At 33.2% G+C, this 19,373-nt stretch carries 15 protein-coding genes; 7 read left to right on the forward strand and 8 right to left on the reverse strand.

The features are described 5' to 3' along the window. The first annotated feature begins 48 nt into the window (after nucleotides 1–48). Nucleotides 49–1,569, forward strand: coding sequence for a sensor histidine kinase (locus EDB96_RS18330; protein WP_057117749.1), 1,521 nt, complete (start codon nucleotides 49–51; stop codon nucleotides 1,567–1,569). A gap of 77 nt (nucleotides 1,570–1,646) precedes the next feature. Here the strand turns inward: EDB96_RS18330 and rny are convergent, their stop codons facing one another. From rny to EDB96_RS18345, 3 genes are all read right to left on the reverse strand, one after another. After that, a complete protein-coding gene (gene rny, locus EDB96_RS18335) occupies nucleotides 1,647–3,206 on the reverse strand; it encodes a ribonuclease Y (RefSeq protein ID WP_057117750.1) in 1,560 nt (519 codons plus the stop codon). Between the two features lie 209 nt (nucleotides 3,207–3,415). Beyond that, on the reverse strand, nucleotides 3,416–3,709 hold the full coding sequence (locus tag EDB96_RS18340) for a cell division protein ZapA (protein WP_057117751.1): 294 nt from the start codon (nucleotides 3,707–3,709) through the stop codon (nucleotides 3,416–3,418). A gap of 4 nt (nucleotides 3,710–3,713) precedes the next feature. Next, entirely contained in the window at nucleotides 3,714–4,004 is a 291-nt protein-coding gene (locus EDB96_RS18345) for a hypothetical protein (RefSeq protein WP_095952164.1), read from the reverse strand. Nucleotides 4,005–4,184: 180 nt separating this feature from the next. Here EDB96_RS18345 and EDB96_RS18350 point away from each other — a divergent pair, with 180 nt between their 5' ends. From EDB96_RS18350 to EDB96_RS18360, 3 genes are all read left to right on the forward strand, one after another. Beyond that, nucleotides 4,185–5,864: a M23 family metallopeptidase gene (locus EDB96_RS18350; RefSeq protein WP_134142484.1), complete on the forward strand. Its 1,680-nt coding sequence runs from the start codon at nucleotides 4,185–4,187 to the stop codon at nucleotides 5,862–5,864. A gap of 11 nt (nucleotides 5,865–5,875) precedes the next feature. After that, nucleotides 5,876–8,341, forward strand: coding sequence for a carboxypeptidase-like regulatory domain-containing protein (locus EDB96_RS18355; protein WP_134142486.1), 2,466 nt, complete (start codon nucleotides 5,876–5,878; stop codon nucleotides 8,339–8,341). An 89-nt stretch (nucleotides 8,342–8,430) separates the two neighbouring features. Continuing rightward, nucleotides 8,431–9,150 (forward strand): hypothetical protein, encoded by a 720-nt coding sequence (locus EDB96_RS18360; RefSeq protein ID WP_057117755.1) that lies wholly within the window; start codon nucleotides 8,431–8,433, stop codon nucleotides 9,148–9,150. Between the two features lie 139 nt (nucleotides 9,151–9,289). Here EDB96_RS18360 and EDB96_RS18365 read toward each other — a convergent pair whose 3' ends face one another. The 5 genes from EDB96_RS18365 to EDB96_RS18385 all read right to left on the reverse strand — a co-directional run bounded on the left by EDB96_RS18365 (nucleotide 9,290) and on the right by EDB96_RS18385 (nucleotide 15,522). Continuing rightward, nucleotides 9,290–9,991, reverse strand: a complete 702-nt coding sequence (locus tag EDB96_RS18365) for a DUF2971 domain-containing protein (RefSeq protein WP_134142488.1) — start codon at nucleotides 9,989–9,991, stop codon at nucleotides 9,290–9,292. 125 nt (nucleotides 9,992–10,116) lie between these two features. Next, nucleotides 10,117–11,946 (reverse strand): ABC transporter ATP-binding protein, encoded by a 1,830-nt coding sequence (locus EDB96_RS18370; RefSeq protein WP_134142490.1) that lies wholly within the window; start codon nucleotides 11,944–11,946, stop codon nucleotides 10,117–10,119. Between the two features lie 266 nt (nucleotides 11,947–12,212). Further along, the gene (locus EDB96_RS18375; protein WP_134142491.1) at nucleotides 12,213–13,940 is read right to left on the reverse strand and encodes a phospho-sugar mutase; all 1,728 of its coding nucleotides are present in this window, start codon (nucleotides 13,938–13,940) and stop codon (nucleotides 12,213–12,215) included. Nucleotides 13,941–14,026: 86 nt separating this feature from the next. Then, complete coding sequence (locus tag EDB96_RS18380) at nucleotides 14,027–14,983, reverse strand: glycosyltransferase family 2 protein (protein WP_057117759.1); 957 nt, start codon at nucleotides 14,981–14,983, stop codon at nucleotides 14,027–14,029. A gap of 8 nt (nucleotides 14,984–14,991) precedes the next feature. Next, a complete protein-coding gene (locus EDB96_RS18385; RefSeq protein ID WP_134142493.1) occupies nucleotides 14,992–15,522 on the reverse strand; it encodes a DUF4199 domain-containing protein in 531 nt (176 codons plus the stop codon). A 252-nt stretch (nucleotides 15,523–15,774) separates the two neighbouring features. Here EDB96_RS18385 and EDB96_RS18390 point away from each other — a divergent pair, with 252 nt between their 5' ends. From EDB96_RS18390 to abc-f, 3 genes are all read left to right on the forward strand, one after another. Continuing rightward, nucleotides 15,775–16,029 (forward strand): type B 50S ribosomal protein L31, encoded by a 255-nt coding sequence (locus EDB96_RS18390; protein ID WP_011921626.1) that lies wholly within the window; start codon nucleotides 15,775–15,777, stop codon nucleotides 16,027–16,029. 160 nt (nucleotides 16,030–16,189) lie between these two features. After that, on the forward strand, nucleotides 16,190–17,365 hold the full coding sequence (locus EDB96_RS18395; protein ID WP_134142494.1) for a GlmU family protein: 1,176 nt from the start codon (nucleotides 16,190–16,192) through the stop codon (nucleotides 17,363–17,365). 261 nt (nucleotides 17,366–17,626) lie between these two features. Next, a complete protein-coding gene (abc-f, locus tag EDB96_RS18400) occupies nucleotides 17,627–19,261 on the forward strand; it encodes a ribosomal protection-like ABC-F family protein (RefSeq protein ID WP_057117762.1) in 1,635 nt (544 codons plus the stop codon). Nucleotides 19,262–19,373: the final 112 nt, after the last annotated feature.

Genomic DNA, 19,373 nt, shown 5'->3' on the forward strand with positions numbered 1-19,373 from the left:
TTTTTAGAATAAAAAGTATGAATATTTTATTTACATAAAAAGAAGTATATGGTTTTTGATTTATATGGAAATGACGATTGCTTAGAGGTAAATAATTTTTATAAGAAATTGTTGGCTGAGATGCCTGATTTGCTTTTTCAGTTTATTATTGATGCTGATAATAATTATTCATTTCCTCTTGTAAGTAAGTCAGCTGATGAAATATTTGAACTTTCTGCATTAGATTTTACTGATGATATAAAATTTATAATTTACGATCGAATTGTACCACAAGACCGTGATTATTTTTTTCAGTCTTTGGTCAAAGCTAGGAGAGAAATAAAACCATGGGAAATTGAATTTAGGGCAGTTTTGCCTAAAAAAGGAATTCGCTGGTTTAAAATAACTTCGAAAACAGAATCGACTATAGATGGTAAAGTGATCTTTTATGGTCATGTTTCGGATATTACAGAGTTAAAAGATAAAGAAGAAAAACTTCGCATATCTGAAGAACGTTTTCAATTTGCCCTCGATGCTTCAACTGCGGGCATTTGGGATTGGGATATGGTTACCAATAGTGTTTTTTATTCCTCTTTATCGCTGAAAATTTTAGAATTAGAATCTACTGATATTTTTGATGATCCGGAACGCTGGGATAAAATTGTGCACCCTGATGACCTTCCGAAATATTACTCGGATATTCAGGAACATTTTGATAATAAGATTCCGTATTATGAAAATTACCATCGCGTAATGACTTCAAGTGGTAATTACAAATGGATTTTAGACCGCGGGAAAGTGATTAAAAGGGATGAAAATGGAAAACCGTTGCGTGTAATTGGAACACATACGGATGTTTCTGCTCAAAAAGAAAAGGAGCTAGAACTCATAAAAACGATGAAACTATACAGCGACCAAAATAGTCGTTTGTTGAATTTTTCGCATATTGTTTCACACAATTTAAATACTCAGGCTGGAAATATAAAATCGATCCTGGATTTTATTGATGCCGATGTAAATAAACAAACAGTCGAAGAAATGCTGGAGCATTTGCGTACTGTTTCTAATGATTTGAATGAAACAATTTCAAATCTTACACAGATTGTAAAAACGCAGAGCAACATCAATATTGCAGTTGTACCGCTAATGTTGTGTGAGTATATCGAAAAAACAATTTCGACTATTAAAGGTTATGATAAACAGCGTAAAGTGACAATTATAAACAATGTGCCGAAATATTTGACGATTAATTTTAATCCGGCTTATATGGAAAGTGTTTTATTGAACTTTACAACAAATGCAATTAAATATGCGCATCCAGATCGTGATCCTGTAATAACTTTTGATTTTGCTATAGAGCCAGAAGGGTTTAAATCTCTTAAAATTACAGATAACGGACTTGGAATTGATTTAAAGTTATACGGAGATTTATTGTTTGGAATGTATAAAACTTTTCACAAACATGACGAAGCACGTGGAATTGGACTTTATATTACAAGAAATCAAATAGAAGCGATGAAAGGAACAGTTTTAGTAGAAAGTGAAGTGGGAGTAGGAACGAGCTTTAAAATTGTTTTTAATGATGTTTAAAATTGAAATAAATGATAAAAAAGAAAGGCTGTCGATTACGACAGCCTTTCTTTTTTATATATAATCTTTCTTTTCTATTATTTCGCAATATTTACAGCCCTAGTTTCTCTAATAACTGTAACTTTTACTTGGCCAGGATAAGTCATTTCTGTTTGGATTTTTTGTGAAATCTCGAAAGATAAGTTTGCCGCATTATCGTCTGAAACTTTTTCACTTTCTACAATTACACGAAGCTCTCTACCTGCTTGAATTGCATAAGCGTTTTTAACACCGCTGAATCCGTAAGCTACATCTTCAAGATCTTTCAAACGTTGGATGTAAGAATCCAATACCTGACGTCTTGCACCTGGTCTTGCTCCAGAAATAGCATCACAAACTTGGATAATCGGCGATAATAAAGATTTCATTTCGATCTCGTCGTGGTGAGCTCCAATCGCATTACATACTTCTTCTTTTTCACCATATTTTTCAGCCCACTGCATACCTAAAAGTGCGTGTGGTAAATCGCTTTCTGTATCTGGCACTTTTCCAATATCGTGTAGTAAACCTGCTCTTTTAGCTAGTTTTACATTCAATCCTAATTCTGCAGCCATGATACCGCAAAGTTTAGAAACCTCTCTCGAGTGTTGTAGTAAGTTTTGTCCGTAAGAAGAACGGTATTTCATTCTACCTACAACTTTGATTAATTCTGGGTGTAAACCGTGAATCCCTAAGTCGATTACTGTACGTTTTCCAACTTCAATAATTTCGTCGTCGATTTGTTTTGCTGTTTTAGCAACAACTTCTTCGATTCTCGCTGGGTGAATACGTCCGTCAGTTACTAATTTGTGCAATGACAAACGAGCAATTTCTCTACGCACAGGATCAAAACAAGAAAGGATAATAGCTTCTGGTGTATCGTCAACAATGATTTCAACTCCAGTTGCAGCTTCAAGAGCTCTAATATTACGTCCTTCACGACCAATAATTCTACCTTTTACATCATCAGATTCGATATTGAAAACAGAAACGCAATTTTCAACGGCTTCTTCAGTTCCAACTCTTTGGATAGTATTGATGATAATTTTCTTAGCTTCTTGTTGTGCAGTAAGTTTAGCCTCTTCAATTGTTTCTTGAATATGAGACATTGCTTTAGTTTTAGCTTCAGCTTTTAAACCTTCAACTAATTGTTCTTTTGCTTCTTCAGCAGAAAGACCAGAAATTACTTCAAGCTGCTGTAATTGGCTTTTGTGAAGTTTATCTACTTCAGCTTGTTTTTTGTCTAAAATTTCAATTTTATTATTGTACTCAGCAGTTTTAGCTTCAAAGTCATCGTTTACTTTTTTAGCTTTAGAAAGTTCATTTGAAACTTGAGATTCTTTATCACGTACGCGTTTTTCTACTTCAGCAACTTTTTTATCTCTTGCTAAAATAACTTGTTCGTGTTCTGATTTTAATTCGATAAAGCGTTCTTTTGCCTGAAGAATTTTATCTTTTTTAATATTTTCAGCTTCTAAATTAGCGTCTTTTAAAATTGAAGCTGCTTCTTTTTTAGCGTTTTTAATTAGGTTTGAAATATTACTTTTCTCGATAATTTTAGCTATTGCGAATCCTGCTGCAATACCTACAATACCAATGATGATCGTTATGATGTCCATGTTTATTAGGGTTTATATATAAAAAAAGCCTACATTAATTGCTTGAATAAACTCGTAAAGACAAGTTTTGAGCTAACTCACTGTTCAAGTTTCCCGGTCAAAGCTGGGCATACTATAGTAGCGACGATTTGCTCATTCTAAATTGTTAGTGTTGAGTTTACCAATTGTGAACTAATGTAGGCAGTATCTTAGTTTCTTGTAAAGAACGTTTAATTTTCGAGATATTGATCTAAAAGCAGATTTAATTTTTTAATTCGCTCAATGGTTTCTTCTCCATCGATTGCGTTATCAATTTGTTTTTGTTCTACTTGCGATGCAAATTGCAATGCGCACATAGCTAGAACATCTTGTTTGTCACGAACTGCGTAATTTTCTTCGAACTGCTTAATCATAGCATCAATTTTTTTAGAAGCGCTTCTAAGGCCTTCTTCCTGAGCTGGTTCAACCGTTAACGGGTAAACGCGGTCGGCAATTGATATTTTTATTTTAAGCTTTCCGTCCATATTACTAATCTGATAATTGCGCTATACAGTAATCGATTTCGCGAATTAATGAATTTATTTTAAGCTTTGTCTCTCTCTTGTTATTGTCGCTGCCAAGCAACGAATTGGCTATCTTAAGTGTTTCATTTTGCTTTTTCAAAGCTTCAATTTCTTCAGATTGTTTCTGGATAATTTGCGCAGCTTTGGCTAGTTCTAATCGTAGTGCTTGATTATTTTTCTCCAAACCTTTTGATTTTTCAAAAAGCTTTTCGACTTTATATTCAAGAGTATCAATTATTTCTGCAATTACACTCATTATACATCCTATTCATTACTTAATCCTACAAAGTTAGTATTCCTTTTTATTAATGCAATTTTTTATCGAATTTTTTACATTAAAAAGAGACAAATAAATGAAATTCAGTATATTGTGTTATAATGTTTGTTTTTTAGGTTTTTACCTGTTAATTTTTTATTTTAGCAAAAATATTTTTATATGAAATTATCTATACTTGCCCTTTTATCCTGTCATTTTCTATTTGCCCAAACACAATATCCTAAAGATTATTTTCGTGCCCCGCTCGATATTCCAATGCAGCTTTCTGGGAATTTTGGGGAGTTAAGACCCAATCATTTTCATGCGGGTTTTGATTTAAAAACAAATCAAAGAGAAGGATTGAGTGTTCATGCAATTGCAGATGGTTATGTATCGAGAATTAAAATTTCGACTTTTGGAAACGGAAAATGCATTTACATTACACATCCAAACGGTTATACTTCTGTTTATGGTCATTTACAAACTCCTGTAGGTCCAATTTTGGATTATGTAAAAAATACACATTACAAAGAAAAAGCATATGAAATTGAAATGTTTCCAAAGCCAGATGAACTTCCTGTTACAAAAGGAGAAATAATTGGACTTTCTGGTAATACTGGCTCTTCAGAAGGACCACATCTTCATTTTGAAATTCGCGATACTAAAACGGAATTCGTAATCAATCCGATTTTCTTTGGCTTTGACCAAAATATAAAAGATTCTAAAAAACCTACTTTGTCAAGTTTGTATGTTTATCCGCTGGACAATGCAACTGTTAATCAGTCCAAACAGCCCTTGTTGCTTAGCCTGGCGCTGCAAAAAGATGGAACTTATCTGGCTTCAAAAGTAAAAGCAAACGGAAAAATTGGTTTCGGAATCAATGCAACAGATACTGATGATGTTTCATTTAATAAAAATGGAGTTTTTAATGTTTCAACTTTTTTAAACGGAAATCCGAATTACAATTATCAGTTTAATACGTATTCGTTTGATGAAATGCGTTATATCAATGCTTTTATCGATTATGCGAGGTATAAAAAAACAAGTCAGAGAGTTCAGAAGCTCTTTATGAAAACGCCTTTCGCTTTAAGTATAATTAAAACAGATTCGCAGTACGGAGTTATCACGCCGGAACCAAACTTGGCTTCGAATTACAGAATTGAAGTTTCAGATTATTTTGGAAATTTAAATTCGATAACAGTGCCAATTGAATACGACACGGCAACACCGCTCGCGCAGGCAGAACCTGTTACAGGACCGTACTTTGTGCGATACAATAAAGATTCTAATTTCGAAAAAGATAATATGTCTGTGTTTATTCCTGCGGGAACTTTTTATGAGGATTTTAATATGAATTTCGATGTTAGAAATAATAAGATCTATATTCACGACGATACCGTTCCTGTTCATTCAAACTTTACGATTACGATAAAAGATGATTCTTATCCTGAAAATTTACGTGATAAACTTTACATAGGAAAAGGAAATAGTTATAATGGGACCATTAGAAAAGATGATGTTTTTACGGCAAAAGCAAAAATATTGGGGCAGTATGGTTTGGTTCTGGACACAATTGCTCCAGTTGTAAAAATCACTAAACCAGTTGAAGGAAAATGGATTAGTGATCAGAAAAAAATTGAGTTTGTAATTAGCGATTCTTTATCTGGAATTAAGTCCTATAATGGCTATTTAAACGGAAGCTGGGTTTTGTTTGAATATGAAAATAAAAACAGAAAAATTACACACACTTTTGATGATCAATATTTGACCGAAGGCGAAAACTTTTTAAAAATAGAAGTTGTTGATAATGTAGGAAATACTACTATCTTTGAAACTCATTTTTTTAGAAGTCAAAAATAAAACCGTAATCTTTGAATAACAATAGGTTTATATTCGCTTTTCTTTTTTTATTCTTCAGCTGTATTTCATTAGCTCAAAATGCTTTTGTTAAAGGTGTAGTTTTAGATACAGAAAAACATCCTGTTCCAAGCGTAAATATTTCTTCGCAGGGAAATTCCGTTCAATCAGATTCAAATGGTTTTTTTGAAATCGAAATTCCTTCAAACAAAAAAGTTTCGTTGATATTTACCCACGTTTCTTTAAAGACGATGAGTTTAACGGTTAGTTTAAAAATTAATGAAGTTTTTATTTTTAATCCGATAATGAATAATTCGCAGGAACAAATGGGAGAGGTTTTTGTTTCTTCGGGAAATAGAAAACGTGTTCAGGGAATTGCAACGATCGATACCGAAACCATAAAAAAAATTCCTGGTGCAAATGCAGGAATTGAAAATATTTTAAAAACGCTTCCAGGTGTCAATTCGAATAACGAATTAAGCACGCAGTACATGGTTCGAGGCGGGAATTATGATGAAAATCTGGTTTATGTAAACGAGGTCGAAGTCTATCGTCCGTTTTTAATTCGCTCGGGTCAGCAGGAAGGTTTAAGTTTTACGAATACAGATCTGGTTCAAAATGTTGATTTTTCTGCAGGCGGATTTCAAGCAAAGTTTGGAGATAAATTATCGTCCGTTTTAGATATTACTTATAGAAAGCCAACACAGTTTGGCGCTTCTTTTGAAGCGAGTTTTCTTGGCGGAAGCGCTTCTGTAGATTTGGTGTCTAAAAACAAAAAATGGTCTGCAGTTACTGGAGTTCGTTACCGAAACAATAGTCTGCTCGTAAATAGTCAAGATACGCAAACGAATTATACGCCAACTTTTGCAGATGTTCAAACGAATATTAATTATGATATTTCTGAAAAATGGCAGATGAGTTTTTTAGGGAATATTTCGCAGAATAAATATTTATATCAGCCATTAACCCGTGAAACAAAATTTGGTACCGTTGATCAGCCAATGGCGCTTGCTGTTTATTATCAAGGTCAGGAAAAAGACCAATATGATACTTATTTCGGTGCTTTAAAAACAACTTATAAAGTTTCTCCGTCGCTGACTTTAAAATTAATTGGATCTATATTTCATACAACAGAAAAAGAGCATTTTGATATTCTAGCACAATACCGTTTAGGAAATGTTGATGCTGATGATCCTGCAAATCCATCGACTATTGATTTTACACGCGGAATTGGTTCGCAGTTAAATCATGCCCGTAACGATCTGGATGCGTTAATTGCAAATATCGAGTTGAAAGGTTCAAAAGACTGGAGAGATAGTCAATTAGAATTTGGTTTGAAATATACTAGAGAATCTATACGAGATAGAGTAGTAGAGTGGGAGATGATTGACTCAGCAGGGTTTTCTATAAACCCGCCGTTGGTTATTCTGCCAGAAAACAATCAGCCATACACTCCTTATACTGGTCCTCTTTTGCCGTATCAGGATATTCGTGCGACAAATTTTAATACTATCAATCGCTTTTCTGGATATGTGCAATGGAATAAACAATCTGAAATTGGTTCCAGTAGAATTTGGTATCATTTAGGAGCGCGTTTTCAAAGCTGGAATGTTTCAGGAGCTGTAGAAGAAGGGAAAAATCAGACTGTTGTAAGTCCGCGTGCGCAATTTGCCATAAAACCAGATTGGGATCAAGATATGGTTTTTAGAATTTCTGGTGGATTGTATCATCAGCCGCCATTTTATAGAGAACTTCGCGATTTGGACGGCGTTGTGAATCCGAATGTGAAAGCTCAAGAAGCTGTTCATGTGGTTTTGGGGAATGATTATAATTTTAAGATGTGGAATCGACCTTTTAAATGGGTTACAGAAGTTTATTATAAATCGCTTTCTGATGTCAATGTGTATTCAATTGATAATGTTAGAATTCGATATGTGGCCAATAATAATGCGAAAGCATACGCGCAAGGTCTTGATTTTAGGTTGAATGGAGAATTCGTGCCGGGAACAGAATCTTGGGTAAGTTTCGGATACATGAAAACTGAAGAAAACTACGAAAACAAAGGTTATATCGCCCGCCCGACAGACCAGCGTTTAAAGTTTGCAATGTTGTTTCAGGATTATATGCCGAATATTCCAAGTGTAAAAGTATATCTGAATTTGGTTTACAATACGGGTCTGCCAGGCGGCGCGCCGTCATACACGGATCCTTATTTGTACCAAAACCGATTAAACGATTATAGAAGAGCGGATATTGGTTTTGCAAAAGTTTTCGTAGACAGCAGTACGCAGAATACTAAAACAAGCTGGCTGAAAAACTTCAAAGAATTAGCAGTAGGATTAGAAATTTTCAATCTCTTTAATAATCAAAATGCAATTACAAATACTTGGGTTCGTGATGTGTATTCTAAAAATCAATATGCGATTCCAAATTATATGACTTCTAGGGTTTTTAACGTTAAGATTAATGCGAGACTGTAAAGTCTTTTCTAATTTTTTAGTAAAATTCAATAAAAACCAAAATTACAATCAAAAATAGTATATTTGATAATCGAATATAATCCGCCTAGATGAAAAAGTATTTTAAATATATAGCCTTGGTAATCGTTGGAACAGTTATAAGCTGCCGCGAAGAAGTTAAAAAACCAAAAGTAAGTTACGACGTATCAAATAAGGTAAGTGTCACGAAAGCCGATTCTACGCAGGTAGAAGTTGCAGATCTGCCTATTCAAATGCAGGGGACGGATTATTTAATTCATCCAGTTGGAGATTTAAGAGTATATGAAAAAGGTTCTAAAGCAAGATTTGGTTCCTCAACTGTAAACGACGTTAGTTTTACTATTTCGAACTTAGGTGAATATGAAATCACGGGTTATTTGCAAAATTTGAAATTTCAAAAAGTAGATTCAGATTCTATTCGTCCTTTATCAGATAAACCAATTTTGATTTTAACTGCCACTTATTTAAAAACTGTTGCAGATAAAACCCATAATAATGTTATGGTTTACACGCTGACAGATTCAGATACAAACAAAGATGGAAAAATAGATACCAGCGATATTAAAACTTTATATTTAAGTGATATCAGCGGAGAAAACTTTACAAAAGTTTCTGCTGATCTTCAAGAGTTGGTAGATTGGAATTTAATTGAATCTAAAAACCGTTTGTATTTTAGAACTATTGAAGATACCAACCAAAACGGACAATTCGATAAAAATGATGTACTACATTATAATTATATAGATTTGACTTCTAAAAAATGGGAAGTTAAAAGTTATAAACCGATCTAAGTTGCTAAGGTTCTGAGGCGCTAAGATTCTAAGGTTTTATAAAAAGCCGTTTAAAAATTATTTCAATAATTTTTAAACGGCTTTTTTGTTCAGTAAGAAAAAAAACTTAGAATCTTAGCGCCTCAGAATCTTAGTACCTTCATATCAATATATCACTTTCCAAATCAGATTTTTCAATTTCAAAACCAAAATCCAGACGTTCGACCAATTCGATAACTAGTTTTTTATACCAGTTTTCAGATTTTGGATGAATGTATATTTTCTCAATTAGTTGATTGATGTCAACATTGATTTTTAATCCGTCGTTTAGTTTTATGTCGCTTTTTGAAGTATCAGTAATAATGCGGACTTCGCGTTCGTATTGAAAACTTTTTCTTTTGAATAAAAAGGGAAAAAATAAATCATCAAACGGAATATATTCTTTTTTGTAATCGATATAATTTACTTCGCCAATATACTGGTCAAAATTATTTTCTGGTTTTAAAGCTTTTTGTAATCTTCCAATAGTAGACTGAATCGCTAAACCTTCGCTGTTTTGTGTAAAAATCTGCCACATGGCAAACGATTCATATTCATTAATATGCCAGCTGCTTATAGCAACTTGTTCTCGTTGTGTTTTGTAGTATTTTAAAAAGTCAGGATTGTTTATTGCAAGCTTTTTAATCTCTTCGTAAGTAGGCTCGCTGAAAGTGCCTTCGTATTGATCTTCAAATTTGTCTGAACGAGACATGAATAATTTCTTAGAAAGTAATAAGTCTAAGAACTTAGATAAGTCAAGATATTTCCAAACTATAGTGTCAGGATCTTCAGGAAGTGTAATGTTCGGATGGTTAAGATACATTTTATGGAGATTAAAATTTATTCTTTAACTCACCTAAAGTTATAAAAATAAACACAGATTAAAGAAATTAAACTGAGTTTTAATATTTCCTTAATCTGTGTAGATTATTTAATTGTATGTGTGTCTTAAGATTCGAAAGACTGCATGGTTACCAATTTGTTGTAAGTTCCATTTTTTGCAATTAGTTCTTCGTGAGTTCCTTGTTCTACAATTCTTCCTTTTTGCATCACCACAATTATATCTGCTTTTTGAATTGTCGAAAGTCTGTGGGCAATTACAATAGAAGTTCTATTCTGCATCATGTTTTCTAGTGCAACCTGAACAAATTTTTCGCTTTCTGTGTCCAATGCAGATGTTGCTTCATCCAGAATCATAATTGGTGGATTTTTCAATACTGCTCTCGCAATAGATAAACGCTGTTTTTGGCCGCCAGAAAGCTTGTTTCCGCTGTCGCCAATATTGGTGTAAATACCAGCTGGCAGATCTTTTACAAATTCGTATGCGTTTGCGATTTTCAAAGCTTCAATGATTTCGTCGTCTGTAGCATCTAGTTTTCCTAATGCAATGTTGGCTTTTATCGTGTCATTAAATAAAATGCTGTCTTGAGTTACCAAGCCCATTAGACCTCGAAGAGACTTCAGGTTCATGTCTTTAATATTAATTCCGTCAATAGAAATTGATCCGTCATTAACATCGTAAAAACGAGTTAACAAATTGGCGATGGTACTTTTTCCGCTTCCAGATTGTCCAACAAGAGCAACAGTTTGTCCTTTTTTAATTTGAAGAGAAAAGTCTTTTAAAACGGTTTCATCTTCATATTTAAAGTTGATATTTTGAACAGATATAGTATCGTCAAAAGTTGTTTTTTCGATTGCGTCTGTTTTGCTTGTAATAGGATTTTCCTGATCTAAAATCTCTAAAACACGCTCTGCTGCTGCGTTTCCTTTTTTTACTCCATAAGAAGCTTTAGAAATTGCTTTTGCAGGGGTTAAAATATTATAAGCCAATCCCATATAGGCAATAAACGAAGCGCCTTCTAGAGTTTTGTCAATTAAAACCATTTGACCTCCGTACCAAAGTAATATGGCAATAACGGTAATTCCCATAAACTCACTAGCAGGAGATGCAAGATTCTGACGATTGCCAATGCTGTTTGATAAAGAGAAAAAGCGTTCAGTAGAGCCTGTGAAGATTTTATTAAAATAATTTTCGGCATTATATCCCTTTACTACTTTTAGACCGCCAATAGTTTCTTCAATTGTAGACAAGAAAGCGCCTTGTTCTTCCTGTGCTTTTGTAGATTGTTTTTTAAGCTGTTTTCCGATTAGAGAAATAATGTATCCAGAAACAGGAATAAAGATAAAAACGAATAATGTTAGCTTCGAACTAATGATCAACATTGCGATTATTGTAAATAGAATTGTCAAAGGTTCTTTTACGATCAGCTCCAGAATTGCTAAAAAAGAAGTTTGTACCTCATTTACATCACCGGAGATTCTTGAAATTACATCTCCTTTTCTTTTTTCAGAATAAAAAGATAGAGGCAGTTCCAGTGTTTTTTTGTAAAGTGCATTTCGCATGTCTCTCAAAACACCATTTCTTAAGAAGTTAATGAAAAACATTGCCAGGTAATCAGCCAAATTTTTTAATAAAAAAATCGAAATAATTACACCTACCATTATTGAAAGTATAAAGCCAGGATTGTTTGGGTCATTATGTGTTGTGATATAATAGTTGACATAATTTTCTCCGTACTCTTTTATATGCGTAATTCCTTCAAAAGATGGCATTTTGGTAATCTTCTCGCCTTTGCCAAATAAAACCTGCAACATTGGAATCAATGACATAAAAGTAAGTGTGCTGAAAAGCGCATACAGTATATTAAAGAAAATATTTAAGAAAGCGTATTTTTTATATGGGTATATAAAAGGAACTATTTTTTTAAAATTACTCATTTATTTTTGGATGTTATTTTTTTTGCTTGGTTATGCTTGCTTGAGTTTTAGCATTATATTTTTTTGTTACAATGAATTCGCGTTAACGAATTTTTACTGCACAAAATTAATCCAATTGGATTGTTTTCAATTTCTTTTAGGTTTTTTTTATAAAAAAAAAACTCTGATTTGCATTCTTAAAGATGCAAATCAGAGTTTTAAATATTGAACTCCTTGTTTTTAAAGACTATTTGCAAATGGCAATATTTTCAAAAAAAAGAATTTATTTAATTCAATTGCATATCTGCAATGATATTCTGTATTTTTTGATCTAAGAAACTTTCGGCAGCGTCAAAATCTTGAACAGATTCTAATTCGGCATTTACGCTGATGTAGAATTTAATTTTTGGTTCTGTTCCACTTGGTCTTGCGCAAATTTTAGAACCGTCTTCTGTATAATAAATTAATACATTCGATTTCGGCATATCCATCGTAGATTCTTCATTGGTCAACAAATTCAATGCAGTAGATGATTGATAATCTTCAACCATAATCACACGCTGACCATTGATTTCTTTCAAAGGATTTTTACGTAAATCAATCATCATCTGATTAATTTCTTGTAACCCTTCCATTCCCTTTTTAGTCAATGAAACTAAAAATTCTTTGTAAAAACCATTTTCAACATAAAGTTGTAAAAGTTCTTTGTAAACAGAGCTTCCGGCAGCTTTTGCCTGTGCGGCAACTTCGCATATTAGCAAAGTAGCAGCAACGGCATCTTTATCTCTAACCGCATCGCCAACCATAAATCCGAAACTTTCTTCACCACCACCGATAAACTCAAGTTCAGGAAAATCTTTGATCATTTTTGCGATCCATTTAAATCCTGTTAAACCAACTTTACATTCAACACCATAACTTGTAGCCAATTCCATAATCATTGGAGTGGAAACGATTGTTGAACCAACGAATTGTTTTCCGTTTATTTTACCTGCTTTTTTCCATTGTTTCAAAAGGAAAGAAGTCATTAAAACCATAGTTTGATTTCCGTTAAGCAAAATCATTTTGCCGTCATTATTTCTAACGGCAACACCCAAACGGTCACAATCAGGATCTGTTCCTACAACAATATCAGAATTTGTTTTATCTGCTAATGCCAAAGCCATTGTTAAAGCTTCTGGCTCTTCTGGGTTTGGTGATTTTACAGTTGGGAAATCTCCGTCTGGAACTGCCTGTTCAGGTACAATATGAACATTTTTGTAGCCAGCCTGAGATAAAGTATCTGGAATTGATTTTATTGAAGTTCCGTGCAATGAAGTAAAAACAATATGAAGATTGTCCTTAGCTTCTGCAGGAGTATTAAAACTTGCGTTTTCGATAGATGACTTAATAAATGCTTTATCAATATCAGTATCAATATACTGGATCAAGCTTTCGTTAGCGTTGAATTTAATTTTGTCGTAATCTAGATTTTCGATTACATTAATAATTGCTGCATCTTGTGGAGGTACAATTTGTCCGCCATCCTGCCAATACACTTTATATCCGTTATATTCTGGCGGATTGTGAGAAGCTGTAAGAACGATTCCGCATTGACACCCTAGGTATTTAAGTGCAAAAGATAATTCTGGAGTTGGTCTTAAGTCAGAAAACAAATAAACGTGAATTCCGTTTGCAGAGAAAACATCTGCAACCACTTTTGCCAAAGTATTACTGTTATGACGACAGTCGTAAGCAATGACAACTTTTAAAGGTTCGTTTGGGAAAACTTCGTGTAAATAATCAGATAAACCCTGAGTGTTTTTTCCAAGCGTATATTTGTTAATTCTGTTGTTTCCAACGCCCATAACGCCACGCATACCTCCAGTTCCAAATTCTAAGTTTTTATAAAAACTTTCTTCAAGTTCTTTTGGTGAAGTAGTCATTAATTCTTTAACAGCAGCTTGTGTTTCTTGATCGAATGTTGGTGTCAGCCATTCATTTACAGCATTTAAAATATTAGGTGCTATATTCATGTAAATTTTCTTTTATGTTTTAAATAAAGGTAGTTTTTCTTCAAAAATTAATTTGACTCAAAAAGATTTTTTTTTCCTGATTTGTGTCAAAAATTTACTTCACGTGCTACTTTATATCTTTCTTCGTTGTTTTTGGTTCTTAAAATAATTTCACCTAAAAATCCAGCTAAGAAAAGCTGAGTTCCTAAAATCATTGTAGTCAAAGCAATATAGAACCACGGATTATTTGTAACCAAAGTATATTTCATTCCGTTATACATATGGTATAGTTTTGAAACGCCTATATATCCGGCAGACAAAAATCCGATTATAAACATTATTGATCCCATTGCGCCAAATAAGTGCATTGGTCTTTTTCCGAAACGTGATAAAAACCAAATAGTGATCAAATCAAGAAATCCGTTAATAAAACGTTCCATTCCAAATTTGGTTTCACCATATTTCCTAGCTTGGTGAATTACCACTTTTTCGCCTATTTTTCCGAAACCGGCATTTTTAGCCAATACAGGAATGTAACGGTGCATTTCGCCAGAAACTTCAATGTTTTTGACAACAACATTTTTATATGCTTTTAATCCGCAGTTAAAATCGTTTAACTCAACACCAGAAGTTTTTCTGGCAGCCCAGTTAAATAATTTTGAAGGAAGATTTTTTGCTACAACAGAATCGTAACGTTTCTTTTTCCAGCCTGAAACCAAATCGTATTTCTGAGCTGTAATCATTTCGTACAATTCAGGAATTTCATCAGGACTGTCTTGCAGGTCGGCATCCATTGTAATGATAACGTCGCCTTTTGCTTTAGCAAAACCAGCATGTAAAGCCTGCGATTTTCCAAAGTTTTTCATGAAACGAATGCCTTTTACATTCGGATTTTCATTAGAAAAACCTTCAATTATCTGCCAAGAATTATCTGTACTACCATCATCTACAAAAATGATTTCATAAGAGTAATTGTTAGATTGCATCACTTTAATGATCCAAGTATAGAGTTCTTTAAGTGATTCCTCCTCGTTTAGAAGCGGTATAAGTATAGATAAATTCATTTATATTTTTATTCTTGTGTAGTTTTGCTTTTAAAAAATGCAGCGAAAATCAATCCAAAAATGGCACTGATAACAATTGCAAAAACAGATCCTTTTGCTAGTTCTATAGTAGAGTACGGACTGCTTTCTTTCATTTTAGCAACTGCTTCGTTAATACCTGAAGCTGGAGCACCAAATTTCTGCATCATATTTACAGTGTATTTGATCATAATTTCGCTTAAAGTGTCTTTAGCTCCTGGATCAATTACGTTAAATAGAATAATATTAAAAGTTGTAGAAATCAAAATACCGATTACTGCAGCTATAAAATAAGTGGTAAAAGCATCTTTGAAAGTAAAAACGCCATTTAATTCCTTCTTTGTTTTAGAAAGCAAAATAATACTTATTGTAAGACTAATTGCTATTCCAATTATACCCATCCACCAAGCTGTAAATAGGTTTAAATCAACAGCATATATTGTTGCAGTAACCAAAGCAGATGCAATACCAATCATTACACCATAAGTAATACCGTTCTTTTTTATAACTTCATTAATCATATTTCTATATGTTTTAAAATTAATCCACAAATATAGTAATTCCCACTATAATCGGAGATAAAAAAAGCTTTTCGAAATAAACTAAAAAAAAGTGGGCTAAGTATTTGTTTATTAAAAAAGAATTGTAAATTTGCACACTCAAAAATAATTAAAAGTTTTTAAACAAAAAGAGTATCATTTGTTTACACCTTTTTCTAACCATGAAAAAGCTTCAAAATAAAAATACTCCAAACAATAAATAAAAAGATAAAGATGAAAAAAGGAATTCACCCAGAAAATTACAGATTAGTTGCATTTAAAGACATGTCAAATGATGACGTTTTTATCACTAAATCTACTGCAGATACAAAAGAAACAATTGAAGTTGACGGAGTTGAGTATCCAGTTGTAAAAATGGAGATTTCTAGAACATCTCACCCTTTTTATACTGGTAAATCTAAACTTATCGATACTGCAGGACGTATTGATAAATTCAAAACTAAATACGCTAAACACGCTAAAAAATAATAGCTGTTTTACATTATACAAAAGCCTTCCAGATCTGGAAGGCTTTTTTTATGCGTTAAATATTACTTTTCGTTAAAGTGGTTTTTTAGTAAACCCGTAAAATATTTGTAACTTTGGGGTCAGGTAACCAAATCAAATTTTAACAAACACTCAATTATTTATGAACTACATTCTTTTCGACGGGCCCGTTCGGAATGCGTTATTACCCTTTACCTTTACGAGGCCTGTGGCTGATATTTTGGTCGGAATTATGACCATCCGTCAAAAATGGGAAAAACGTTTAGGTTCAACAATTACCACTATTACCGAAGAATATTTATCGGAAAAATTTCCAATGGTTGAAATGGAAGAAAATGTAATGATCAATGCAGCGTATTTGCCAAATGATACACTCGTAGAGATGATTTCTGACTTAACTGAAAATCAGGCCATTTTTAAAGGAGAAGATGTAATTGCATTTTTTGCAACCGAAAACCAAGAAGAAGTCGATTTTGATTCTTATGAAATTATTCAGTACAATGATGACTGTATAACTATTGAACATACTTGGGATATTTTTTCTAAAAATGATGCAGCGATCCGTCAGGATTTTAATTATTTGACAGAAGATCGAAAATCGCAGCCAATTCCAAAAAGTGTTAATGTAATTGCACCCGAAAATATATTTATCGAAGAAGGAGCCAAATTGGAGTTTGTAACTTTAAATGCTTCAAATGGTCCTATATATATAGGTGCGAATTCGGAGATCATGGAAGGAACTGTAATTCGAGGGCCTTTTGCTTTATGCGAAAATGCAATAGTAAAAATGTCTGCCAAAGTTTACGGAGCGACAACTGTAGGGCCGGGATCTAGAATAGGAGGAGAGGTTAAGAACTCTGTACTTTTTGCAAATTCGAATAAAGGACATGAAGGATTTTTAGGAGATTCTGTTTTAGGCGAATGGTGTAATATAGGGGCCGATTCTAATAATTCAAACCTGAAAAATAACTACGAAGAGGTTAAGTTGTGGAGTTATGAAACAGAAGGTTTTGCAAAAACCGGACTTCAGTTTTGTGGTTTAATGATGGGAGATCACAGTAAATGCGGTATTAATACAATGTTTAATACTGGAACTGTTGTTGGAGTAAGTGCCAATATCTTTGGATCTGGTTTCCCGCGTAATTTTGTTCCGAGTTTCTCTTGGGGAGGCGCAGCGGGTTTTACAACTTATGTAACCAAAAAAGCTTTTGAAACGGCCAAACTGGTTATGGGACGCAGAAACATTGAGTTTGATGAAACTGAAGCCGCAATTTTAGAACACATTTTTGAAGAAACCAAAAAATGGAGAAAAGACTGATTTAATTAGAGAATTAGTCAATTTGAGAATGAGATAATTTTAGCAAACCCGATAGGTTTTTGAAACCTGTCGGGTTTTGTTTTGTTGTGAATTTTAAAAACGACACATTTTCAAATTAAACAAATGATCTAATTATCAAATTGTCACATTTTCTAATTCCCTAATTGGTACATTATACAATTAAAATCTATCTTTGCGCTTTCAAAAAAATACTTGCTTAGAAATCTAAAAATCTAAGCAGTCTAAAATCTAAAAATCTAAATGATTACAGTTAACGATATTTCGGTTCAGTTTGGTGGAACTACACTTTTTAGCGATGTTTCTTTTGCTATCAATGAAAATGATAAAATTGCCCTTATGGGTAAAAATGGTGCGGGAAAATCGACACTTTTAAAAATAATTGCTGGTGTAAATAAACCTTCAACTGGAAGTATTTCTGCTCCAAAAGAAGCGGTAATTGCTTATTTGCCGCAGCATTTGCTTACTGAAGATGGTGCGACTGTTATGGAAGAAGCATCAAAAGCTTTTAGTGAGATTTTTAAAATGAAATCTGAAATAGACGAAATCAATGAACAGTTAACGGTTCGTACAGATTATGAAAGTGACGAATACATGAAATTGATCGAAAGAGTTTCTGACTTAAGCGAAAAATTTTATGCTATTGAAGAAGTAAATTACGAAGCTGAAGTTGAAAAAATATTAGTTGGTTTAGGTTTTGAACGCGAAGATTTTACACGCCAGACTTCTGAATTTTCTGGAGGATGGAGAATGCGTATCGAACTGGCTAAGATTTTATTAAGAAAACCAGATTTAATTTTACTGGATGAGCCAACGAACCACATGGATATCGAAAGTATTCAATGGTTAGAGGATTTCTTGTTGAATCAAGCTAAAGCTGTTGTAGTAATCTCGCACGATAGAGCATTTGTAGATAATATTACAAATCGTACTATTGAGGTTACTATGGGAAGAATTTATGATTATAAAGCAAAATATACTCATTATTTAGAACTAAGAAAAGACCGTCGTATTCATCAGCAGAAAGCATACGATGAACAGCAAAAAATGATTGCAGAAAATCGTGCTTTTATTGATCGTTTCAAAGGAACATTTTCTAAAACAGATGCTGTACAATCTCGTGTAAAAATGCTGGAGAAACTTGAAATTGTTCAGGTTGATGAAGTAGATACTTCGGCATTGCGTTTAAAATTCCCGCCTGCAGCACGCTCAGGACAATATCCTGTTATTGTAAAAGAAATGTCTAAATCTTACGGAGATCATGTTGTTTTTAAAGATGCAAATATTGTAATTGAACGTGGACAGAAAGTAGCATTTGTTGGAAAAAATGGTGAAGGAAAATCGACCATGATCAAAGCGATTATGAAAGAAATTGGTGTTGATTCTGGAAGTGTTGAAATCGGTCACAATGCACAAATTGGATATTTTGCTCAAAATCAAGCGGCTTTACTAGATGAAAACGCAACGATTTTTGAAACAATTGACAGTATTGCAGTTGGAGATATTAGAACACAAATTAAAAATATTTTAGGTGCTTTCATGTTCCAAGGTGATGATATTACCAAAAAAGTAAAAGTGCTTTCTGGAGGAGAAAAAACGCGTTTGGCAATGATAAAATTATTGTTAGAACCAGTAAACTTATTGATTCTGGATGAGCCTTCGAATCACTTGGATATGAAAACGAAAGACATTATTAAAGATGCACTTCGTGATTTTGACGGAACTTTAATCTTAGTGTCGCACGACCGTGATTTCCTTGACGGTTTAGCAACTAAAGTTTTTGAGTTCGGAAACAAAAGAGTAAAAGAACACTTTGAAGATGTTGCAGGTTTCCTTGCTCATAAGAAAATGGATTCTATGAGAGAGATCGAAAAATAAAAATAAAAATACATTCTAAATTTAAGGCACAAGTTCATTCTTGTGCCTTTTTTATTTTTGATAACACTATTTTAATGCAACTTTTTTTACAACAAATACGTTTTTTTGTTAT

Source organism: Flavobacterium sp. S87F.05.LMB.W.Kidney.N (assembly GCF_004366435.1).
Lineage (GTDB): Bacteria > Bacteroidota > Bacteroidia > Flavobacteriales > Flavobacteriaceae > Flavobacterium.

What these genes read in the sequence shown, in the direction of transcription:
- EDB96_RS18345 (WP_095952164.1), bottom strand. Translation starts at nt 4,004, where the DNA reads ATGAGTGTAATTGCAGAAATAATTGATACTCTTGAATATAAAGTCGAA.
- EDB96_RS18390 (WP_011921626.1), top strand. Translation starts at nt 15,775, where the DNA reads ATGAAAAAAGGAATTCACCCAGAAAATTACAGATTAGTTGCATTTAAA.
- rny (WP_057117750.1), bottom strand. Translation starts at nt 3,206, where the DNA reads ATGGACATCATAACGATCATCATTGGTATTGTAGGTATTGCAGCAGGA.
- EDB96_RS18340 (WP_057117751.1), bottom strand. Translation starts at nt 3,709, where the DNA reads ATGGACGGAAAGCTTAAAATAAAAATATCAATTGCCGACCGCGTTTAC.
- EDB96_RS18385 (WP_134142493.1), bottom strand. Translation starts at nt 15,522, where the DNA reads ATGATTAATGAAGTTATAAAAAAGAACGGTATTACTTATGGTGTAATG.
- abc-f (WP_057117762.1), top strand. Translation starts at nt 17,627, where the DNA reads ATGATTACAGTTAACGATATTTCGGTTCAGTTTGGTGGAACTACACTT.
- EDB96_RS18360 (WP_057117755.1), top strand. Translation starts at nt 8,431, where the DNA reads ATGAAAAAGTATTTTAAATATATAGCCTTGGTAATCGTTGGAACAGTT.
- EDB96_RS18380 (WP_057117759.1), bottom strand. Translation starts at nt 14,983, where the DNA reads ATGAATTTATCTATACTTATACCGCTTCTAAACGAGGAGGAATCACTT.
- EDB96_RS18330 (WP_057117749.1), top strand. Translation starts at nt 49, where the DNA reads ATGGTTTTTGATTTATATGGAAATGACGATTGCTTAGAGGTAAATAAT.
- EDB96_RS18365 (WP_134142488.1), bottom strand. Translation starts at nt 9,991, where the DNA reads ATGTATCTTAACCATCCGAACATTACACTTCCTGAAGATCCTGACACT.
- EDB96_RS18370 (WP_134142490.1), bottom strand. Translation starts at nt 11,946, where the DNA reads ATGAGTAATTTTAAAAAAATAGTTCCTTTTATATACCCATATAAAAAA.
- EDB96_RS18395 (WP_134142494.1), top strand. Translation starts at nt 16,190, where the DNA reads ATGAACTACATTCTTTTCGACGGGCCCGTTCGGAATGCGTTATTACCC.
- EDB96_RS18375 (WP_134142491.1), bottom strand. Translation starts at nt 13,940, where the DNA reads ATGAATATAGCACCTAATATTTTAAATGCTGTAAATGAATGGCTGACA.
- EDB96_RS18350 (WP_134142484.1), top strand. Translation starts at nt 4,185, where the DNA reads ATGAAATTATCTATACTTGCCCTTTTATCCTGTCATTTTCTATTTGCC.